The following is a 16,352-nucleotide window of genomic DNA, read 5'->3' as shown; positions in this document are numbered from 1 at the left end:
GCCGTCCGTCGACGATGACCGCATGCACATCCGCGACTGGCCCCACGACGAACGACCCCGCGAGAAGCTGCTCGCGCGCGGACCCACCAGCCTCAGCGATGCGGAACTGCTCGCCATCTTCCTGGGCTCCGGCCTGCGCGGCCGCGATGCCGTGGCCACCGCGCGCGAGCTGCTCGCCCACCACGGCCCGCTGCGCACGCTGCTGGAGCGTTCGCCCGCCGAGCTGGTCGACCTGCCCGGCCTGGGACCGGCCCGCGCCTGTGCGCTGGGCGCCGCGCTGGAACTCGGCACCCGCCTGCTGCACGCGTCGCTGGCGCGGGGCGACGCCATCGGCGATCCGGACGCCGCCGGCCGGTACTTCGCGCACCGGCTGCGCGGCCGCCCGCACGAGGTCTTCGCCGCGCTGTTCCTGGACACGCGCCACCGGGTGCTGGCCTTCGAGGAGCTGTTCCAGGGCTCGGTGGACAGCGCCGAGGTCCATCCGCGCGAGGTCGCGCGGCGCGCGTTGGCGCTCAATGCCACGGCCCTCATCGTCGGCCACAACCATCCGTCCGGATGCGCCGAGCCCTCGGCCGCCGACCGTGCGGTGACGCAGCGCCTGAAACAGGCGCTTGCGCTGGTCGACGTGCGCCTGCTGGACCATTTCGTCATCGGCGACGGACCGCCGCAATCGATGGCGGCTCGCGGCTGGGCCTGAGGGCGCGCTGGCTGAACCGCGCCGATCCCCCGCAGGGAGCGGGAAAAACTAGAATAGGGGGTTCCCACGCAACACGACGGTCCTCCGTGAAAGCTTCCCTCCGCGCCTTGATCGCCCAGGGCATCGATGCCCTGCGCTCCGCCGGCACCCTGCCCGCCGACACCGCCACGCCCGAGTTCGTGGTCGAGCGACCCAAGACCCGCGAGCACGGCGACTTCGCCACCAACGCCGCCATGCTGCTGGCCAAGGCGGCGCGCAGCAACCCGCGTGCGATCGCCACCGCCCTGGTCGCCGCGCTGCCGGCCAGCGACGACGTCGCCAAGGTCGAAATCGCCGGCCCGGGCTTCATCAATTTCCACCTGAGCCCCGGTGCCTACCAGCGCGAAGTCACCACCGCGCTCGCCCAGGGCGCCGCCTATGGCCGCAACGACAGTGGTCGGGGCAAGACGGTGGGCGTGGAATACGTATCGGCCAATCCGACCGGCCCGCTCCACGTCGGCCACGGGCGGGCAGGCGTGATCGGCGACTGCATCGCGCGGGTGCTTGCCGCCAACGGCTGGGACGCCAGGCGCGAGTTCTATTACAACGATGCCGGCGTGCAGATCGACAACCTGGCCAAGTCCACGCAGGCCCGCGCCCTCGGCCTGGGGCCGGACAGCGACGGCTGGCCGGAAGACGGCTACCGCGGTGATTACATCGCCGACGTGGCGCAGGCCTATCTCAATGGCGATTCGGTCGAGGTCGAAGGCCATGTGGTCACCGGTGCCGGGGATCCGCAGGACCTCGACGCCATCCGCCGCTTCGCCGTGGCCTACCTGCGCCGCGAACAGAACCTGGACCTGGCCGCGTTCGGCGTGTCGTTCGACCGCTACTTCCTCGAGAGTTCGCTGTACGCCGACCAGAAGGTCGAGGAAACCGTGCGCAAGCTGGTCGCCTCGGGCCATACCTACGAGGAAGGCGGCGCGCTGTGGCTGAGGTCGACCGACTTCGGCGACGACAAGGACCGCGTGATGCGCAAGTCCGACGGCACCTACACCTACTTCGTGCCGGACGTGGCCTATCACCTGAGCAAGTGGCAGCGCGGCTACGAGCGCGCGATCACAGAGCTGGGCGCCGACCATCATGGGTCGCTGGCCCGGGTGAAGGCCGGCCTGCAGGCGCTGGGCGAAGGCATTCCGCCGGGCTATCCGGAATACGTGCTGCACCAGATGGTCACCGTGATGCGCGGCGGCGAAGAGGTGAAGCTGTCCAAGCGCGCCGGCAGCTACCTGACGCTGCGCGACCTCATCGAAGAAGCGGGCGCCGACGCGACGCGCTGGTTCCTGATCGCGCGCAAGCCGGATTCGCAACTCACGTTCGACATCGACCTGGCGCGCGAGCAGAGCAAGGACAATCCCGTCTTCTACGTGCAGTACGCCCATGCCCGCGTCTGCAGCCTGCTGCGCCGCGTGACGGAGAAGGGCTTCGCGGCGTACGACGAGGCGGCCGGCATCGCCGGGTTGCCCGCACTCACCGACGACGGCTCGCTGGCCTTGATGGTGGAACTGTCGCGTTATCCGGAAATCGTGGAAGCGGCCGGCGCATCGCTGGAACCCCACGCCATCGCGCAATACCTGCGCGAACTCGCCTATGCTTTCCAGGCTTGGTACGACGGCGAGCCGATCCTCGTCGACGATGCCACCCAGCGGAACGCGCGGCTTGCGCTGGCGGTGGCGGTTCGCCAGGCGCTGGCGAACGGACTTGACCTGTTGGGCGTCAGCGCGCCCGAGAAGATGTGAGCGGAGAGCAGTAGATGGCAGCAAGGCGCGGCAAGAACCAGGCCACCCGTAATTCCAGCCACGCCACGCCCGCGTGGGTCTGGCTGGTGCTCGGCCTGCTGATCGGCCTGGCGGTGTATTTCATCGTGCCCGGCCTCGGCAAGAAGGACGGCGACGGTTTCTTCCGCCCGCAGCCCAACCCGGATGCGCAGCCGGCGCCCATCGACAGTGCCGACGTGGAGTCGGTGGTGCCAGATGCGCCCGTCACTGATACGCCGGCCACGGCCGCGGCGACCGACGAAAGCGCGGCGAAAGAAACGCAGTACGACTTCTACACCCTGCTGCCCGGCAAGGAAGTGCAGATGTCCGACGCGGAACTGGCGGCCAGCGCGCGCGAGGAAGATGCCCGCAAGGCGCGCGCCGCACTCAACGGACAGGCGCCCACGCCGGTCGCCACCACGCCGGCCGAGGCTGCTGTGCCCGCCCAGCCCACCCCGATCAACGAAACCGCGCCTGCGCGCGTCGCCGACGTGCCGCGCACGGCGGAGACCGCGCCCGCACCGACGCCCAGGCAGGCGACCGTGGCCAGCGCCGACACGGGCGCCCGCTACATCCTGCAGGCGGGTGCGTTCGGCGCATCGGGCGATGCCGAGGCGACGAAGGCCAAGATCGCGATGCTGGGCCTGAGCGCGCGGGTGGAGTCGGCGCAGATCAACGGCAAGACCGTGTACCGCGTGCGCATGGGGCCGTACGGCACCGCCAGCGAGCTGGCCGAAGCCAAGCAGAAGCTCGCCGGCAGCGGGTTGCCCGCGATGGCGGTCAAGGCGCAGTGAGCGCCGCGCGGCCGACGCTGCGTCGCCTGCTCGCGGCGACGGCCGCAGCGATGGGGGCGCTGCTGGTCGCCTCGTGGCTGGTCGGCGTCGTCCTGCCCGCGCACTGGCAGGAGGTCGTGCAGACGCGCTGGGGATTCCTGGCGCCGCTCAGCTACGTCGTGACGGCCGTCTGCATGGGGCTGGGCGGCGCGCTGGCCGGCCATCGCTTCCTGATCGTCGCCATCGGCCTGACGCTGGCGGTGTGGATCGCGACCCTGGCGGTGCTGGCCGGCATCGCCGGCGCAGCATCGGACGTCGCCTACCCGCTCGGCTTCCTGCTGCGCACCAACGCCCTCAGCGCACTCCTGTCCGTCGCCGCCGCTGCGCTCGGTACGTGGCTGGGCGCCGTCTGGCGTGCACGTCGCTGACTGCGAACCGCTTTCCCGCGCGAAGGAATCCCCATGACCCGCACCGCCCTCATCACTGGCGCCACGTCAGGCTTCGGTGCCGCTGCCGTCCGCCGCTTCGTGGCCGCCGGCTGGCGCGTCATCGCCACCGGACGCCGCGCCGATCGCTTGCAGGCACTGGTGGACGAGCTCGGGGCGGACAAAGTGCACGCCGCCGCATTCGACATCCGCGACGAAACGGCCCTGGACGCAGCCCTCGACGCGTTGCCCGCGGCCTTCCGCGACATCGACCTGCTGGTCAACAACGCCGGACTGGCGCTGGGCACGGCACCTGCGCAGCAGGCGTCGCTGGACGATTGGCGCACGATGATCGAAACCAACGTGCTGGCGCTGGTCACCGTCACCCGCCGGTTGCTGCCGCTGCTGGTGGAGCGCAAGGGCGCCATCATCAACATCGGCTCGATCGCCGGCAGCTACCCGTATCCGGGCGGCAACACGTATGGCGGCACCAAGGCTTTCGTTCGCCAGTTTTCGCTGGGACTGCGCAGCGACCTGCACGGCACCGGCGTGCGGGTGACCGACATCGAACCCGGCATGGCCGAAACCGAGTTCACCCTGGTCCGCACGCACGGCGACCAGGCCGCGTCGGACAAGCTCTACGCGGGGGCGCAGCCGATGACGGCCGATGACATCGCCGAGCAGATCTTCTACGTCGCCACCCTGCCACCGCACCTCAACATCAACCGGCTGGAGATCATGCCGGTGACGCAGTCGTTCGCGGGATTCCAGGTCCATCGGGGCGTCTAGGGCGGACGTCGGCGCCGGTCGTTCGGCAATGTCTTTCCACCGGATTGAACCGTTTTCCTCGAATCCGGCACCTTGATTCCCGACAGACAGAGACGGGGGCAGGCGCGTGCAGCGGGACACGGAACGGATACTGGACGAGTACCTCGCCGCGGCGGCCCGCACCGGCGATCGCCCCGCGTGGGAGCGTCTGGTCGCGCGCTGGCAGCCGCGCCTGCTGCGGCACGCATGGCGATTCACGGGTCATCCCGACCTTGCGCGCGACATGGTCCAGGAAGCCTGGGTCGAGATCCTGCGCGGACTCCACCGGCTGGACGATGTGGCGGCGTTCCCGGCCTGGGCCTTTCGCATCGTCACCCGCCGTTGCACACGCGCGCTCCGCGGACGGCAATTCGAGCGCACCCACCTCGTCGAGATCGAGCCTGAAGCGGTGATGCTTGGCGAACAGGACGCGGCGGGCGAACGCGCGGCGGAGCTGGCCATCGTCAGGGCGGAGATGCAGGCCCTGCCCGCGCCCCAGCGCGCGGCGCTGTCACTTTTCTATCTGGAAGACCTGAGCGTGGCGGAGATCTCCGTCGCGCTCGACGTGCCCCCGGGAACGGTCAAGACCCGGCTGATGCATGCGCGGCGCAAGATCCGCGCGCGACTGGAAGGAAGCACCGATGAACAAGACTGATGACCTGATCAAGCAGACCCTCTCGGCCGAGGATCGCGACCTGTTGTCGCGGCATGGCGAACCCGGCTATTTCTCCCAGGCGTTCGGGCTGTTCCGCGGCACGCTGGGTTGGGTGGTGTGGGTGGCCTACCTCTGCGGCATCGCCGCCTTCGCGGGCTTCGGTGTTTCGCTATGGCGGAGCTGGCATGCCACCGAAGTCCTGGCGGCCGTGCAATGGGGCGTGCTGGCGATCGTGCTGTTCCAGTTCACGATGATCATGAAGTCGTTCCTGGGCAGCCACATGGAAGCCAACCGCATGCTGCGGGAGCTCAAGCGCATGGAGTTGCAACTGGCGCTGCTCAGGCAAGACAAAGCCGGTATGTAGTTGCAGGCGCGTGCAGCTTTCATGCGTCACGTGCGATCAGGCATCGCGCGGTCGTGCGCACGGCGCACGGCGCACGGCGCACGCTACGCCAGCGGTTCGTCTGATAGATAGGTGTAGCCGGTGAGACCCGCCTCCAGCGCGTCGGACAGCAGCCTGGATTCGGCGGCGGGCAGGCCAGCCTTTTCCACGCGCTGGCGATACACCGCACGCAGGTCGTCCAGCCTGTACCCCACGTAGTCCAGCATCACGTCGGTGGTGTCGCCGCGACGCTGCTGGGTGATCAGGTAGCCGGCGCCCGCGTCGGCACTGACTTCCACCGCGTCGGTATCGCCGAACAGGTTGTGGATGTCGCCGAGGATTTCCTGGTACGCGCCAACCAGGAAGATGCCCAGCCGGTAACTCTCACCGGGCTTCATCGCGTGCAGCGGCAGCGAGGAATCCAGGCCCTCGTTCTCGACGTAGGTCTTGACCATGCCGTCGGAATCGCAGGTCATGTCGGCGATGATGCCGCGCCGCGCCGGCGCTTCGTCCAGGCGTTCGATCGGCACGATCGGGAAGACCTGGTCGATCGCCCATACGTCGGGAATCGATTCGAACACGCTGAAATTCACGAAGTACTTGTCGACCAGCCGCTCGTTCAATTCATCCAGCAGGTCGCGATGGCTGCGCTCGTCGCTGCTCAGGCGCGCGCGCACGGCATGCGCGATGGCGTAGAACAGGTCATCGATGCGCGCCCGGTGCACCAGGTCGATCTGGCCCAGTGCATACAGCGACAGGCCTTCGCTATGGTGGTGCTGCGCTTCGTGGAACAGCTCGACGGCCGGGCGCGTGTCGAGCTCGCCGTGGATCTCGCGAAGGTGGCGGATCACCGACGGTTCGTCGTCGTGCGACGGCGGCACGCGGCCTTCCGGCGCCTGCTCCACTTCCGACACGTTGACCACCAGCACCGCGTGGTGCGCGGTCATCGCGCGCCCGCACTCGGTGACGATGCGCGGCGGCGTCAGGCCATGCTGTTCGCAGGCTTCCGCCAGCGGCTGCACGATGTTGCTGGCGTACTGGCCGATGCCGTAGTTGATTGAGCAGTAGCTGCGTGAACGCGTGCCTTCGTAGTCGATGCCGAGGCCACCACCGACATCGACGTGGCTGATGGTCGCGCCCAGCTTCGACAGCTCGACGAAATAGCGGGTCGCTTCGCGCATGCCGTTGGCGATGTCGCGCACGTTGCTGATCTGCGAACCCATGTGGAAATGCAGCAGGCCCAGCGTGTCCTGAAGACCCGCCTCGCGCAACTGCTTCCACAGGTCGAGCACCTGGCGCGGGGACAGGCCGAACTTGGCCTTGTCGCCGCCGCTGTTCTGCCACTTGCCCGCGCCCAGCGTGGCCAGCCGCATGCGCACGCCCAGGCCGGGCTTCACGCCCAGCTTGCAGGACTCTTCGATGACCAGCGCCAGCTCGGACGGCTTCTCGATGACGATGAACGTCTGCAGGCCCAGCTTGCGGCCGATCAGCGCCAGGCGGATGTACTCGCGGTCCTTGTAGCCATTGCAGACGATCAGCCCGCCCGGGCGCGACAGCGCCAGTACCGCCATCAGCTCGGGCTTGCTGCCGGCTTCCAGGCCGAAACCTTCGCCTGCATGCGAGGCGAGCGTGCCGGCGACGCCACGATGCTGGTTGACCTTGATCGGGTAGACCGCCGTGTAGCCGCCCTTGTAGTCCCAGTCGGCCTGCGCCTGCGCGAACGCGGCCTGCAGCTTGCCCAGGCGGTCGCCGAGGATGTCGGGGAAGCGCACCAGCAACGGCAATTGCGCACCCTGGGCGCGCGCGGCGTCCACCACTTCGGGCAGCGGGATCACCGGACCCGGCGCGCCCTTGGGTGACACCACGATGCGGCCGGCGGCGTCCACGTCGAAATACCCTTCGGCCCAGTGCGGGACGGAGTAGGTCTTGCGGGCGTGGTCGGTGGACCAGGACATGGCGTTTTCCAGGGTAGGGCGAGCGGACGCGCATTCTACAGGCTGCGGTCACATGGGTCCGTTACAATGCGCCGCCGCAGCGGCAGGCCCCATCGCCGTTGCCATTCCCTTCATGCAGGACAGCCCCATGACCGCCAACGACACCTGGTTCATCGAACACTTCTCGCACACCGGCTCCGCCATCGGCTTCCGCACCACGGGCAAGCTGGATGAAGTGCAGTCGCCGTTCCAGAAGATCGAGATCTACGACAGCACCGACTGGGGCAAGTTGATGGTGATCGACGGCGCGATGATGCTGACCACGCGCGACAACTTCTTCTACCACGAGATGATCAGCCACCCGGTGCTGTTCACCCACGCCGCACCCAGGCGCGTGGTGATCATCGGCGGCGGCGACTGCGGCACGCTGCGCGAGGTGCTGAAGCACCCGGGCGTGGAAAAGGCCACGCAGTGCGACATCGATGAGCAGGTCACGCGCATGGCGGAGAAGTATTTCCCCGAGCTGTGCGAGTCCAACAACGATCCGCGCGCCGAACTGCTGTTCGACGACGGCGTGGCCTACATGGCCAACTGCGAACCCGGCAGCGTGGACGTGGTCATCGTCGACTCGACCGATCCCGTCGGCCCGGCCGAAGGCCTGTTCAACAAGGCGTTCTTCGAAAGCTGCTACCGCGCACTGAAGCCGGACGGCCTGCTGGTGCAGCAGTCGGAGTCTCCGCTGGCGCTGCTGGACCTGATCAAGGACATGCGCGCGGAGATGGGCAAGGCCGGCTTCCAGTCGTTCAAGACGCTGCCGTTCCCGCAGCCGTGCTACCCGACCGGCTGGTGGAGCGTGACCCTCGCCAGCAAGCAGGCCGGCTTCGACTTTGCGTTCCGTGAAGCAGATGCCGCCGCCAAGCCGTTCGACACGCTGTACTACACCGCGCACCTGCATACGGGCGTGCTGGTGGCGCCGCCGTTCGTGGCGAAGGCGCTCGGCGAGTAAGGCGCACCATACGAGGCAAACAGAAAGGCCCCGCTCGTGCGGGGCCTTTTTCTTGGCTGTGCGGATCGAAGGGCTTCGCTACGGGGAAAACTCCTTCCACACCGGAATCCGCTTGCCACGTGCCTGCATGCGCAGCACGGCCGCCATGATCAGACCGAACAGGACGCCCGCCATCAGCGCCAGCAGCGCGGCAATGGCCGACGGCATGTGGGTGCGGTTCCAGATCAGGAGCCACATCACGAGGCCCCAGAACACGCCGAAGAAACTTCCCATCAGGAGCGCGATGGAAAAGAAACCGGCCATCAGCGGTGGCGGCACCTTCAGTCCCATCTTCCAGAGCAGGCGATACAGCGGCGGCGCCGCCGTGCTGCGCCGAATGCCCTTCGACTCGATGAACGACAGCGCCTGCTGCAGGCGGGTGTCGAATGCGGGATCAGCCATGAGGCGTCACAGCGCGTCGGCGTCGAGTTCGCCGGTGCGGATCCGCACCACCCGCTCCAAGTCGTAGACGAACACCTTGCCGTCGCCGATCTTGCCGGTGCCGGCGGCCTTCACGATGGCTTCGACCACCTGCTCGGCCTGCTCGTCGGTGACGGCGACTTCCAGCTTCACCTTCGGCAGGAAATCGACCACGTACTCGGCGCCGCGATAGAGCTCGGTATGGCCCTTCTGGCGCCCGAAGCCCTTCACCTCGGTGACCGTGATGCCGGCGATGCCGGCGTCGGCCAGTGCTTCGCGCACGTCGTCCAGCTTGAACGGCTTGATGATGGCCATGACCATTTTCATGCAGGATTCTCCCTAGGATGCTGGCCTCAGGATAGCGTGCCGGCGCCGCGCGCGGTTGCGGCGGTGGCCCCTCTCGCGGTTCAATGACCGCCTCGCCGCCCGGACATTTCCGACAGCGCTGCGCAGCGAACCCCGATGGCGCACCGACCCGCCCGCCTCGCATGCTCGATGCACTGCCGGAGACCCCACATGATCGACTTCAACCACATCGACGACCTCGCCCGCCGCCTCAGCCAACTGGTGCCGCCCGGACTGCGGGAATCGCAGGAAGAGTTGCAGCAGACCTTCAAGGCCACCCTGCAGGCAGGGCTGGCGAAGCTGGATCTGGTGACGCGCGAGGAATTCGACGTGCAGCAGGCCGTGCTGCTGCGCACCCGCGAGAAGCTGGAAACGCTCGAGCGCACCGTCGCCACGCTGGAAGCCCAGCTGGCCGACAAGCCCGCCCAGTCCTGACCCCGCCGCGATGAGTCTGGCCCTGGTGCACAGCCGGGCACGGGCGGGCGTGTCCGCGCCACCCGTGCGCGTGGAAGTCCACCTGTCCGGCGGATTGCCGTCCACGCAGATCGTCGGCCTGCCGGAAGCCGCCGTGCGCGAGGCGCGCGACCGCGTGCGCGCGGCGATCCTCTGTGCGCAGTTCGAATTCCCGACGCGGCGGATCACGGTGAACCTGGCGCCGGCCGACCTGCCGAAGGACGGCGGACGATTCGATCTCCCGATCGCCCTGGGCATCCTCGCCGCAAGCGGACAGATCCGGCGCGAGGCGCTGGCGGACTACGAATTCCTTGGCGAGTTGAGCCTGACCGGCGAACTGCGCGCGGTGGATGGCGTCCTGCCGGCAGCCCTGGCGGTCGCCGCCAGCGGGCGCACGCTGGTAGTACCGGAACCCAGTGGCGCCGAAGCCGCCCTGGTCCAGGAAGGACGCGCGCTCACGGGCCGAACCTTGCTCGAAGTCTGCGCCCTGCTCGAAGGCCGCAAGACGCTGCCGAGCGCCGTGGCACCCCCGACGCTGCCTCCGACGATTCCGGACATGGCGGATGTGCGCGGCCAAGCCCACGCGCGGCGTGCGCTCGAGGTCGCTGCCGCAGGGGGACACCACCTGCTGCTGATCGGGTCTCCCGGATGCGGCAAGACCCTGCTGGCGTCACGCCTGCCCGGCCTGCTGCCCGAGGCGAGCGACAGCGAAGCCATGGAAAGCGCCGCCATTGCCTCGGTCAGCGGTCGCGGACTGGACCCGGCGCGCTGGCGGCAACGTCCTTATCGCGCCCCCCACCACACCGCCAGCGCGGTGGCGCTCGTCGGGGGCGGTGCACAGCCGCGTCCCGGCGAGATTTCGCTGGCGCACCATGGCGTGCTCTTCCTCGACGAACTGCCTACCTTCTAATGTAGGCCCCGTCCCGGGGAGATTTGCGCGCGCGCCTCATAACCATCTGTTTTTATTTGTTTTTTGTGTCCTTAGCGGTGCCGATTACACGTGGCGAAAGCTTCATCAGATGAAGCTCCGACGGGCGGTGCCCCGAAGTGCGCGCGGAAATGCAAGAAGTTCGCACCCCAATGTCTGGAGGCGCGCGCCCCGCAGCGTAGGGGGAATGAAGACGCCCACTCCTACCGACCGCCCCCTGGCCACGCCAGGGTTCTTTTCCACCCCCGCACCGTGCCAACCGGTACTGCGAGGCCGCCCATGAGCGGCCCGATTCTCCCCTTCCCCGGTGGCCGCGCACTGAAAATCGTCGACCCGGCGACGGCCCCGGCCGACCCGGGCGAACTGACCGCCTCGCTGGGCACCGGCCCCGCCACCAAGACCCATAAGTCCCGCCGCCGCAAGCAGCCGCTGAGCACGCCTACCCCAGCGCGCCCGCCGCGCGAACTCACGGCCGAAGAAGCCGAACTTCAGCACCGCATGTTCGAGGCCTACTTCAACGGTCGTCGACCGGCCCGCAATCATTCCAAGGCCTCCATCGACACCGACCTGAAAGCGGTCAACCACCTGCTGGCGTTCATCGGGCAGCCGCTATGGCTGCTCACCGAGAACGACTTTGAAGTCTGGAGTGCCCATATGGGCATTACGAGAGGGATGGCGCCCGCGACCCAGCGCCGCATGCAAGGCGCCGTCTGCACGTTCATGCGCTATCTGGTTCACCACCAGGGCTTCCAAAACGCAGCGCTGAAGATGGGCGGCCGCCTGCAGGAGATTGGTCACAGCGAGAACCGAATCATCCACACCACCGACAAGAATCACGCACGCATGCGCAGACACCTGACCAGTGAAGAATTCCAGATCCTCTTGCGCATCCAGGATGCGGCCATCGAGATCGCCGCACAGGAAGCGCCGCGGCGCGCGCGCGCCTTCATGCGCGACAAGGCGATGTTCCTGACCTATTACACCTACGGCCTGCGCCTGGCAGAAGGCCATGGTCTGGACATCGGCAGTTTCCGTCCGAACCCGGACATCCCGGAACTGGGGCAGTTCGGCTTTGCCCATGTGTACGGAAAAGGCACCAATGGCAGCGGTCCCAGGTTTCGGTCGGTACCGTCGATCCTTCCCGACATCCGGCCTGTGCTGGAGTGGTATTTGGACATCGTGCGTCCGCTGTATCAGCCGGCCGATGAAGAAAACGCCATGTGGCTGTCCGAGCACGGCGGCCGGCTGGCGCGATCGTCCATCGATCACCGCTTCAAGCTGCTGGTGGAAATCGCCGGCTACGACCGCGCCGATATCTCCATCCATGGCCTGCGCCATATGTCGGTCTCCCATGAAGCTGAAGCCGATGTGTCCTTGCACTTCACCCAGCAACGCCATGGCCACGCCCACGCCTCCACCACTCAGCAATACACCCATCTTCCCGAGCAGTACATCCGGGAGACGGCCAGGAGACTGGTTTCGGCCGTAGTCAAAGGCAGGGAGGGTCCGAAATGAGCCCCCTTATCCTGCACTGGCATCTTCACGCGCTGATGTTAAGAAAAGGCATTCGGAGCACGGCCAGTCTGCACCGTGCGCTGAAAGAGCGCGGCATCCTGATCTCTCAGGTTCAACTGGCGCGCACGGTCAAAGAACTGCCTCTTCGATTGAACACGCATCTGCTACTGAGCTTGTGCACCGTCCTTGACTGCACGCCCGGTCAGTTACTCAGCCTTGAGCCGATCGACATGGCAGAGTTCCGGCGTCCACGGCGCGACAAGCGGAAGGTGACGGTGACGATCACCGACATCAAGCAGTTGGTTGGCCCCAGCTTCCAACTCCGCCGCACGATGCTGGGCGATAACGATGACTGAAATTAAACCGTACACATGCTCGTCTTGCCAACGAACCCTCTCGCAAGAGCCGTACAGGACACATGAGGGTCTGCATTGGTGCGGCAAGTGCGTGCCCAAAGTATTCCAACGCAGAGCGTGTCAGCGATGCTCCCGGCCATACCGACGCGCTCCCAATGATGGCGGCGTCACTTGCCATGTCTGTGCCAAGCAACTCCTGTGGTCGGGGAAAGCCTGTTCGCGCTGCAATCGCATGCTGGGCCGGTACGGCCGCTGCCTACCCGACGGCACCATCAGTTGCGCTGCCTGTGCCAAGTACTTCAAACCAAAACAGGAGTGCCACTACTGTAAAGACATGTTCTATGTCGTCGGTCGAAATCTCACTCTAGGGATACTTGAGCCAGCATGTGGAAAGTGCGCACACAAACTCGGGAGCGCGCGCCAGTGTGGCGGCTGTCATCGACCACGGGTGATCGCTGGAGAACGCGATGGAAAGGGATTCTGCGCAGCCTGCCTGCCTACGGGCCATCCTCCGGTCATCGAATGCGTTGATTGCCATCAACGCAAGTACCACTTTGGCGCGGGTCGCTGCGAGGACTGCGCATGGGCTCGCGTACACGCGCGCGAAATGCGAAAGCTGCTCCCGCAGATTCGAGATCTTTGGGCGCGCGAGTTGTTCGAAGATTTCTACCGCCTGATGCAGCAAACGAGGATGAGGCACGGTTTTCTAAGCGAACGCCTCCGGCGCGACGTGGCGTTCTTTTCGGCACTGTCGATGAACTTCGGAAACAAGAGCGAACTGACCGGCCTGCTGATCATCCGCCGCTTGGGACACGAGATGATCCGTCGCCATGAACGGGCCATCTCGTTTCTGAACACCCGCAACATCGTCGATACTTACGATGACCCTGACTATGAGCTTGAGCTCTATCTGAGCCGCATCAGGCGAATCATGGAGGGGCAAAGCCCGTGGGTTGAAGCGGTGCTAAAACGATTCCTGGCCCATCTTCTCCATGTTCGTGACAGGGTCGATGATCTGTCCAAGCGACATCGCGCCCCCACTCGACCCAAGTCCATCGAGTCGGCCGTGCGTAGTGCCCTCGCGCTACTGAATCTTGCGGAGTCGCATCAGGTACAGGCTGTCAACGAACTCTCTCAAGACCACTTGGATTTGCTGCTCGGCGTGAGTCAGCGCTACCGCCTCTCCTGCGCCAGCTTCGTTCGCTATCTGAACAAGCACGAGACCCTGTTCAAGAAGCTGCACATTCCCTCGCGCAACAATGCCATCAACTTGCGCGGACTGCTGACGGACGCAAGACGTGCTGATCTCATCGAACACTTTGGGAAAGCCACGGAGCGAGTGGACGTCCACTGGGCCTTGGCCGCGCTGTTCACGCTTGTCTACGCTCAGCCGATGCCTCGCATTGTGCGGATGCACCTATCTCAAGTTCGAGAAATCCAAGGTGGCGGGCATGAAGTCAACTTTACGAACGTCTGGCTTGAGTTGGACACCGTCACTTCAGCGGTCCTATCGCGCTGGCTGGCTATGGAACGGCGCGAGTGGTCGGCCTTTGAACGAACCGGTACCAGCGACTATCTATTCCCCGGAAAGTACGCCGGTTCGCATGCAGACGCACAATCGTTCCATAAGTGGCTTCAGAAGAACGGACGTGGAGCCAGCGTACGCTCCCTGATGGCGACCAGCTTGGCTGGCTGGATCTCGAGCAGCTTGAACACCCATGCTGTGATCATTGAAGCATTGGGTGTCTCGCGCGCCACCACCAGCAAGTATGCGGAGGCACTTGGCGTCCAGGAAGCGAAAATGGCCAAGAGCGTCATGTCTTCCCAGCGCGCACGGCGGAAATGACAACCTGGTATGCCTACCTGCTCTGCTGTCGTGATGGCACGCTCTATGTCGGCATCACAATGGATGTTGACCGGCGCTTCCGAGAGCATTGCCGCGGAATCGGTTCAAAATTTGTCAGAAGTCGCGGCGTCGATCATCTGGTTGCTTGGCGGGTCGTCGGCGACGCTACTGCCGCACGAAGGCTTGAGAGAAGACTCAAGGCCATGACGCGGGTGCGGAAGATCATGTTCTTCGCGCCATCGGTCTACACAGGATACCTACCGCGCCCTTCGTAAGGGAGTACCTAGGGCCAGCAGTTCTCAAGCCAGACCAACGAACTCGATTTCAGGAAATCGATCGGGCTGGAACCATTCTCCCGAAGGGAAGATGACGAAATTGGTTCCTTCGTCCCGCACAGAACTTGGAAATATGACGGCGTCCAATGGCTCACCGTTATCCCGAAAAGCCACTTGTGCCAGGTACTCGCACACAACTTGTGATGGAACATAATCAATGTGCTCGCGACCATCCTTGGTGACAGGTTGGGTAATCGACTGCACGAAGCCCGACAAGAACAGCACCTGCTCCCGTTCCTGTTTGCGATCTAGGGCGAAGATGGAGGGCTCGCTGGGAAGCTGGGTGAAATCGACCACACGCAGCGAGCGATTGATCACGAACTCTGCGGCCACCGGAGTTCGACCTGCCGGTGGCGTTCCGATCTCGGCTATGGCGGTCGCAGCATCCATAGCTGAGTAGAAATACGGAATACCGGCCGGGTTCATGCGGCCCGCAGTGGCCTTTTCTTTGGGGGGGGCGCCAAACATGTGTGCCTGCGCGCGATCCCTGTCCTGCTGTGACAAGTGGCGTGCCCGGAATACTCTTGTTCCCGCCTCAACGGTTCGAACTAAGGGAGCGAGAGATCGCTCTACCACGTCCAACATGTCGGAGACTTGGACCTCTCGATCGTGAGGGTCGCGTTCAAGTCGCTGAAAGTGAAATCTCGTCTGATGCTTAACTGCATGCGAGAAGCTTGTCCATGAATAAAGCAACACCTCATGCTCTTGAGCATCTGCCCAGGAGCCATTGGCCGCAGGCACCCATGCCCCTACGAGATCTGCGCCGAGGATGTCCTCTAGTAGTTCAGCTGCAGGGCCAAACCCAAGGCGGCCGAGGACCTCATCGGTGTACAGAATGTCGATTGCATAGGCCCCCTCGACATAGGGAGTTCCCGCTTCGGCCGGTTCAGCATAGTAGGAATCCATGACAGCGTAGAGCACTTCCTGCACAGCCGAGACGGGAACTACCGGCACTCGTTCGGTATCGCAGTAATCACAGTGACCTGGCTCAGATCCGCGTGCGACCTCTTTCCAGAGCTCGGGCTCTTCCAGGCACTGCTCGCAGACGGATTTGTCGATCTCGACCCAGCCTCGTTGCTGCGCTTCAATCCAATCGTCTTTAACCCTGCCCATTGTCAACCCCTTTGGTGTTGCGCACGTGGATTGGCGTCTTCTCCACGTCGGGATGTTGGCTACTTGCCTGTCGCGGGTAGCACCGCGATGAGCGCCATCCACGGAGCAATAGCGATCAGAGTGGCCAGATAGGAATGACGCAGTGAATAGAACTTGCAAGTGAGGATTTTTGAATTGCGCCAACACTGGTTAAGGATGTCACCTTCAAGTTCACCTAGCCCTCGCGCCATGCACGCATGCCGAAATTCGCTCTCACTCATTTTGGATATCGGATGAAAGAAGATGAGTGACGCCGTTCCACCGCGAAGGTCAGGAAAGTATCCGTGCCAGATGTGCCAGAAGCTTGTCGTCATGGGAGCAAGAAAGAGAACTCCCAGCACCATGATAAGCGGGGTAAGGCCGTCAGCCTTTGGCACCCGCGTTGCTAACATGGCCAAGATGCCAAGGTTGATGCCTAGCACTACCGACAGCTTCGTGTCCACGCGCGGAAAGAAGCCCAGCACCAAGTGCAATTGTTGCCACGCCGC

The 16,352-nt window shown here is 65.1% G+C and carries 18 protein-coding genes and 1 pseudogene; 14 read left to right on the top strand and 5 right to left on the bottom strand.

Annotated elements, in window-relative coordinates; genetic code table 11:
- Positions 1 to 22 precede the first annotated feature (22 nt).
- The 7 genes from radC (at position 23) to Q0907_RS09955 (ending at position 5,517) form a co-directional block, all read left to right on the top strand.
- Positions 23 to 697, top strand: coding sequence for a DNA repair protein RadC (radC, locus tag Q0907_RS09985; protein WP_299344117.1), 675 nt, complete (start codon positions 23 to 25; stop codon positions 695 to 697).
- Between the two features lie 86 nt (positions 698 to 783).
- Positions 784 to 2,475: an arginine--tRNA ligase gene (gene argS, locus Q0907_RS09980; protein ID WP_299344114.1), complete on the top strand. Its 1,692-nt coding sequence runs from the start codon at positions 784 to 786 to the stop codon at positions 2,473 to 2,475.
- A gap of 14 nt (positions 2,476 to 2,489) precedes the next feature.
- A complete protein-coding gene (locus Q0907_RS09975) occupies positions 2,490 to 3,287 on the top strand; it encodes an SPOR domain-containing protein (RefSeq protein WP_299344111.1) in 798 nt (265 codons plus the stop codon).
- The gene (locus Q0907_RS09970; protein WP_299344109.1) at positions 3,284 to 3,694 is read left to right on the top strand and encodes a hypothetical protein; all 411 of its coding nucleotides are present in this window, start codon (positions 3,284 to 3,286) and stop codon (positions 3,692 to 3,694) included. Before Q0907_RS09975 ends, Q0907_RS09970 begins: the two co-directional genes overlap by 4 nt.
- Positions 3,695 to 3,727: 33 nt before the next feature.
- Entirely contained in the window at positions 3,728 to 4,480 is a 753-nt protein-coding gene (locus tag Q0907_RS09965) for an SDR family NAD(P)-dependent oxidoreductase (protein ID WP_299344106.1), read from the top strand.
- 106 nt (positions 4,481 to 4,586) lie between these two features.
- Positions 4,587 to 5,153, top strand: coding sequence for a sigma-70 family RNA polymerase sigma factor (locus Q0907_RS09960; protein ID WP_299344103.1), 567 nt, complete (start codon positions 4,587 to 4,589; stop codon positions 5,151 to 5,153).
- Positions 5,140 to 5,517, top strand: a complete 378-nt coding sequence (locus tag Q0907_RS09955) for a DUF6768 family protein (protein WP_299344100.1) — start codon at positions 5,140 to 5,142, stop codon at positions 5,515 to 5,517. Before Q0907_RS09960 ends, Q0907_RS09955 begins: the two co-directional genes overlap by 14 nt.
- Positions 5,518 to 5,600: 83 nt before the next feature.
- On the opposite strand, the gene speA is transcribed toward Q0907_RS09955, so the two are convergent.
- Positions 5,601 to 7,490 (bottom strand): arginine decarboxylase, encoded by a 1,890-nt coding sequence (gene speA, locus Q0907_RS09950; RefSeq protein WP_299344097.1) that lies wholly within the window; start codon positions 7,488 to 7,490, stop codon positions 5,601 to 5,603.
- Positions 7,491 to 7,617: 127 nt separating this feature from the next.
- On the opposite strand from speA, the gene speE reads away from it, so the two are divergent.
- On the top strand, positions 7,618 to 8,475 hold the full coding sequence (speE, locus tag Q0907_RS09945; protein WP_299344094.1) for a polyamine aminopropyltransferase: 858 nt from the start codon (positions 7,618 to 7,620) through the stop codon (positions 8,473 to 8,475).
- A 78-nt stretch (positions 8,476 to 8,553) separates the two neighbouring features.
- On the opposite strand, the gene Q0907_RS09940 is transcribed toward speE, so the two are convergent.
- A complete protein-coding gene (locus tag Q0907_RS09940) occupies positions 8,554 to 8,916 on the bottom strand; it encodes a DUF6404 family protein (RefSeq protein ID WP_299344092.1) in 363 nt (120 codons plus the stop codon).
- Between the two features lie 6 nt (positions 8,917 to 8,922).
- On the bottom strand, positions 8,923 to 9,261 hold the full coding sequence (locus Q0907_RS09935) for a P-II family nitrogen regulator (protein ID WP_299344090.1): 339 nt from the start codon (positions 9,259 to 9,261) through the stop codon (positions 8,923 to 8,925).
- Between the two features lie 189 nt (positions 9,262 to 9,450).
- On the opposite strand from Q0907_RS09935, the gene Q0907_RS09930 reads away from it, so the two are divergent.
- The 6 genes and pseudogenes from Q0907_RS09930 to Q0907_RS09905 all read left to right on the top strand — a co-directional run bounded on the left by Q0907_RS09930 (position 9,451) and on the right by Q0907_RS09905 (position 14,652).
- Positions 9,451 to 9,714 (top strand): accessory factor UbiK family protein, encoded by a 264-nt coding sequence (locus Q0907_RS09930; RefSeq protein WP_296281049.1) that lies wholly within the window; start codon positions 9,451 to 9,453, stop codon positions 9,712 to 9,714.
- A gap of 10 nt (positions 9,715 to 9,724) precedes the next feature.
- A pseudogene (locus Q0907_RS09925) lies at positions 9,725 to 10,633 on the top strand (YifB family Mg chelatase-like AAA ATPase); the annotation flags it as partial.
- 306 nt (positions 10,634 to 10,939) lie between these two features.
- Complete coding sequence (locus Q0907_RS09920) at positions 10,940 to 12,175, top strand: tyrosine-type recombinase/integrase (protein ID WP_299344086.1); 1,236 nt, start codon at positions 10,940 to 10,942, stop codon at positions 12,173 to 12,175.
- Complete coding sequence (locus Q0907_RS09915) at positions 12,172 to 12,531, top strand: helix-turn-helix transcriptional regulator (protein ID WP_299344083.1); 360 nt, start codon at positions 12,172 to 12,174, stop codon at positions 12,529 to 12,531. The genes Q0907_RS09920 and Q0907_RS09915 overlap by 4 nt, the downstream gene beginning before the upstream one ends.
- A 607-nt stretch (positions 12,532 to 13,138) precedes the next feature.
- Positions 13,139 to 14,377, top strand: a complete 1,239-nt coding sequence (locus tag Q0907_RS09910) for a hypothetical protein (RefSeq protein ID WP_299344080.1) — start codon at positions 13,139 to 13,141, stop codon at positions 14,375 to 14,377.
- Positions 14,374 to 14,652, top strand: a complete 279-nt coding sequence (locus Q0907_RS09905) for a GIY-YIG nuclease family protein (protein ID WP_299344077.1) — start codon at positions 14,374 to 14,376, stop codon at positions 14,650 to 14,652. Before Q0907_RS09910 ends, Q0907_RS09905 begins: the two co-directional genes overlap by 4 nt.
- A 24-nt stretch (positions 14,653 to 14,676) precedes the next feature.
- Here the strand turns inward: Q0907_RS09905 and Q0907_RS09900 are convergent, their stop codons facing one another.
- On the bottom strand, positions 14,677 to 15,825 hold the full coding sequence (locus tag Q0907_RS09900; protein WP_299344074.1) for a HEPN-associated N-terminal domain-containing protein: 1,149 nt from the start codon (positions 15,823 to 15,825) through the stop codon (positions 14,677 to 14,679).
- 59 nt (positions 15,826 to 15,884) lie between these two features.
- A complete protein-coding gene (locus Q0907_RS09895; protein ID WP_299344523.1) occupies positions 15,885 to 16,328 on the bottom strand; it encodes a Pycsar system effector family protein in 444 nt (147 codons plus the stop codon).
- Positions 16,329 to 16,352: the final 24 nt, after the last annotated feature.

This window comes from uncultured Pseudoxanthomonas sp. (genome assembly GCF_947498795.1).
GTDB lineage: Bacteria > Pseudomonadota > Gammaproteobacteria > Xanthomonadales > Xanthomonadaceae > Pseudoxanthomonas_A.
Note: the sequence above shows the minus strand (reverse complement) of the source record. Positions and strands in the feature narration are given on the sequence as shown.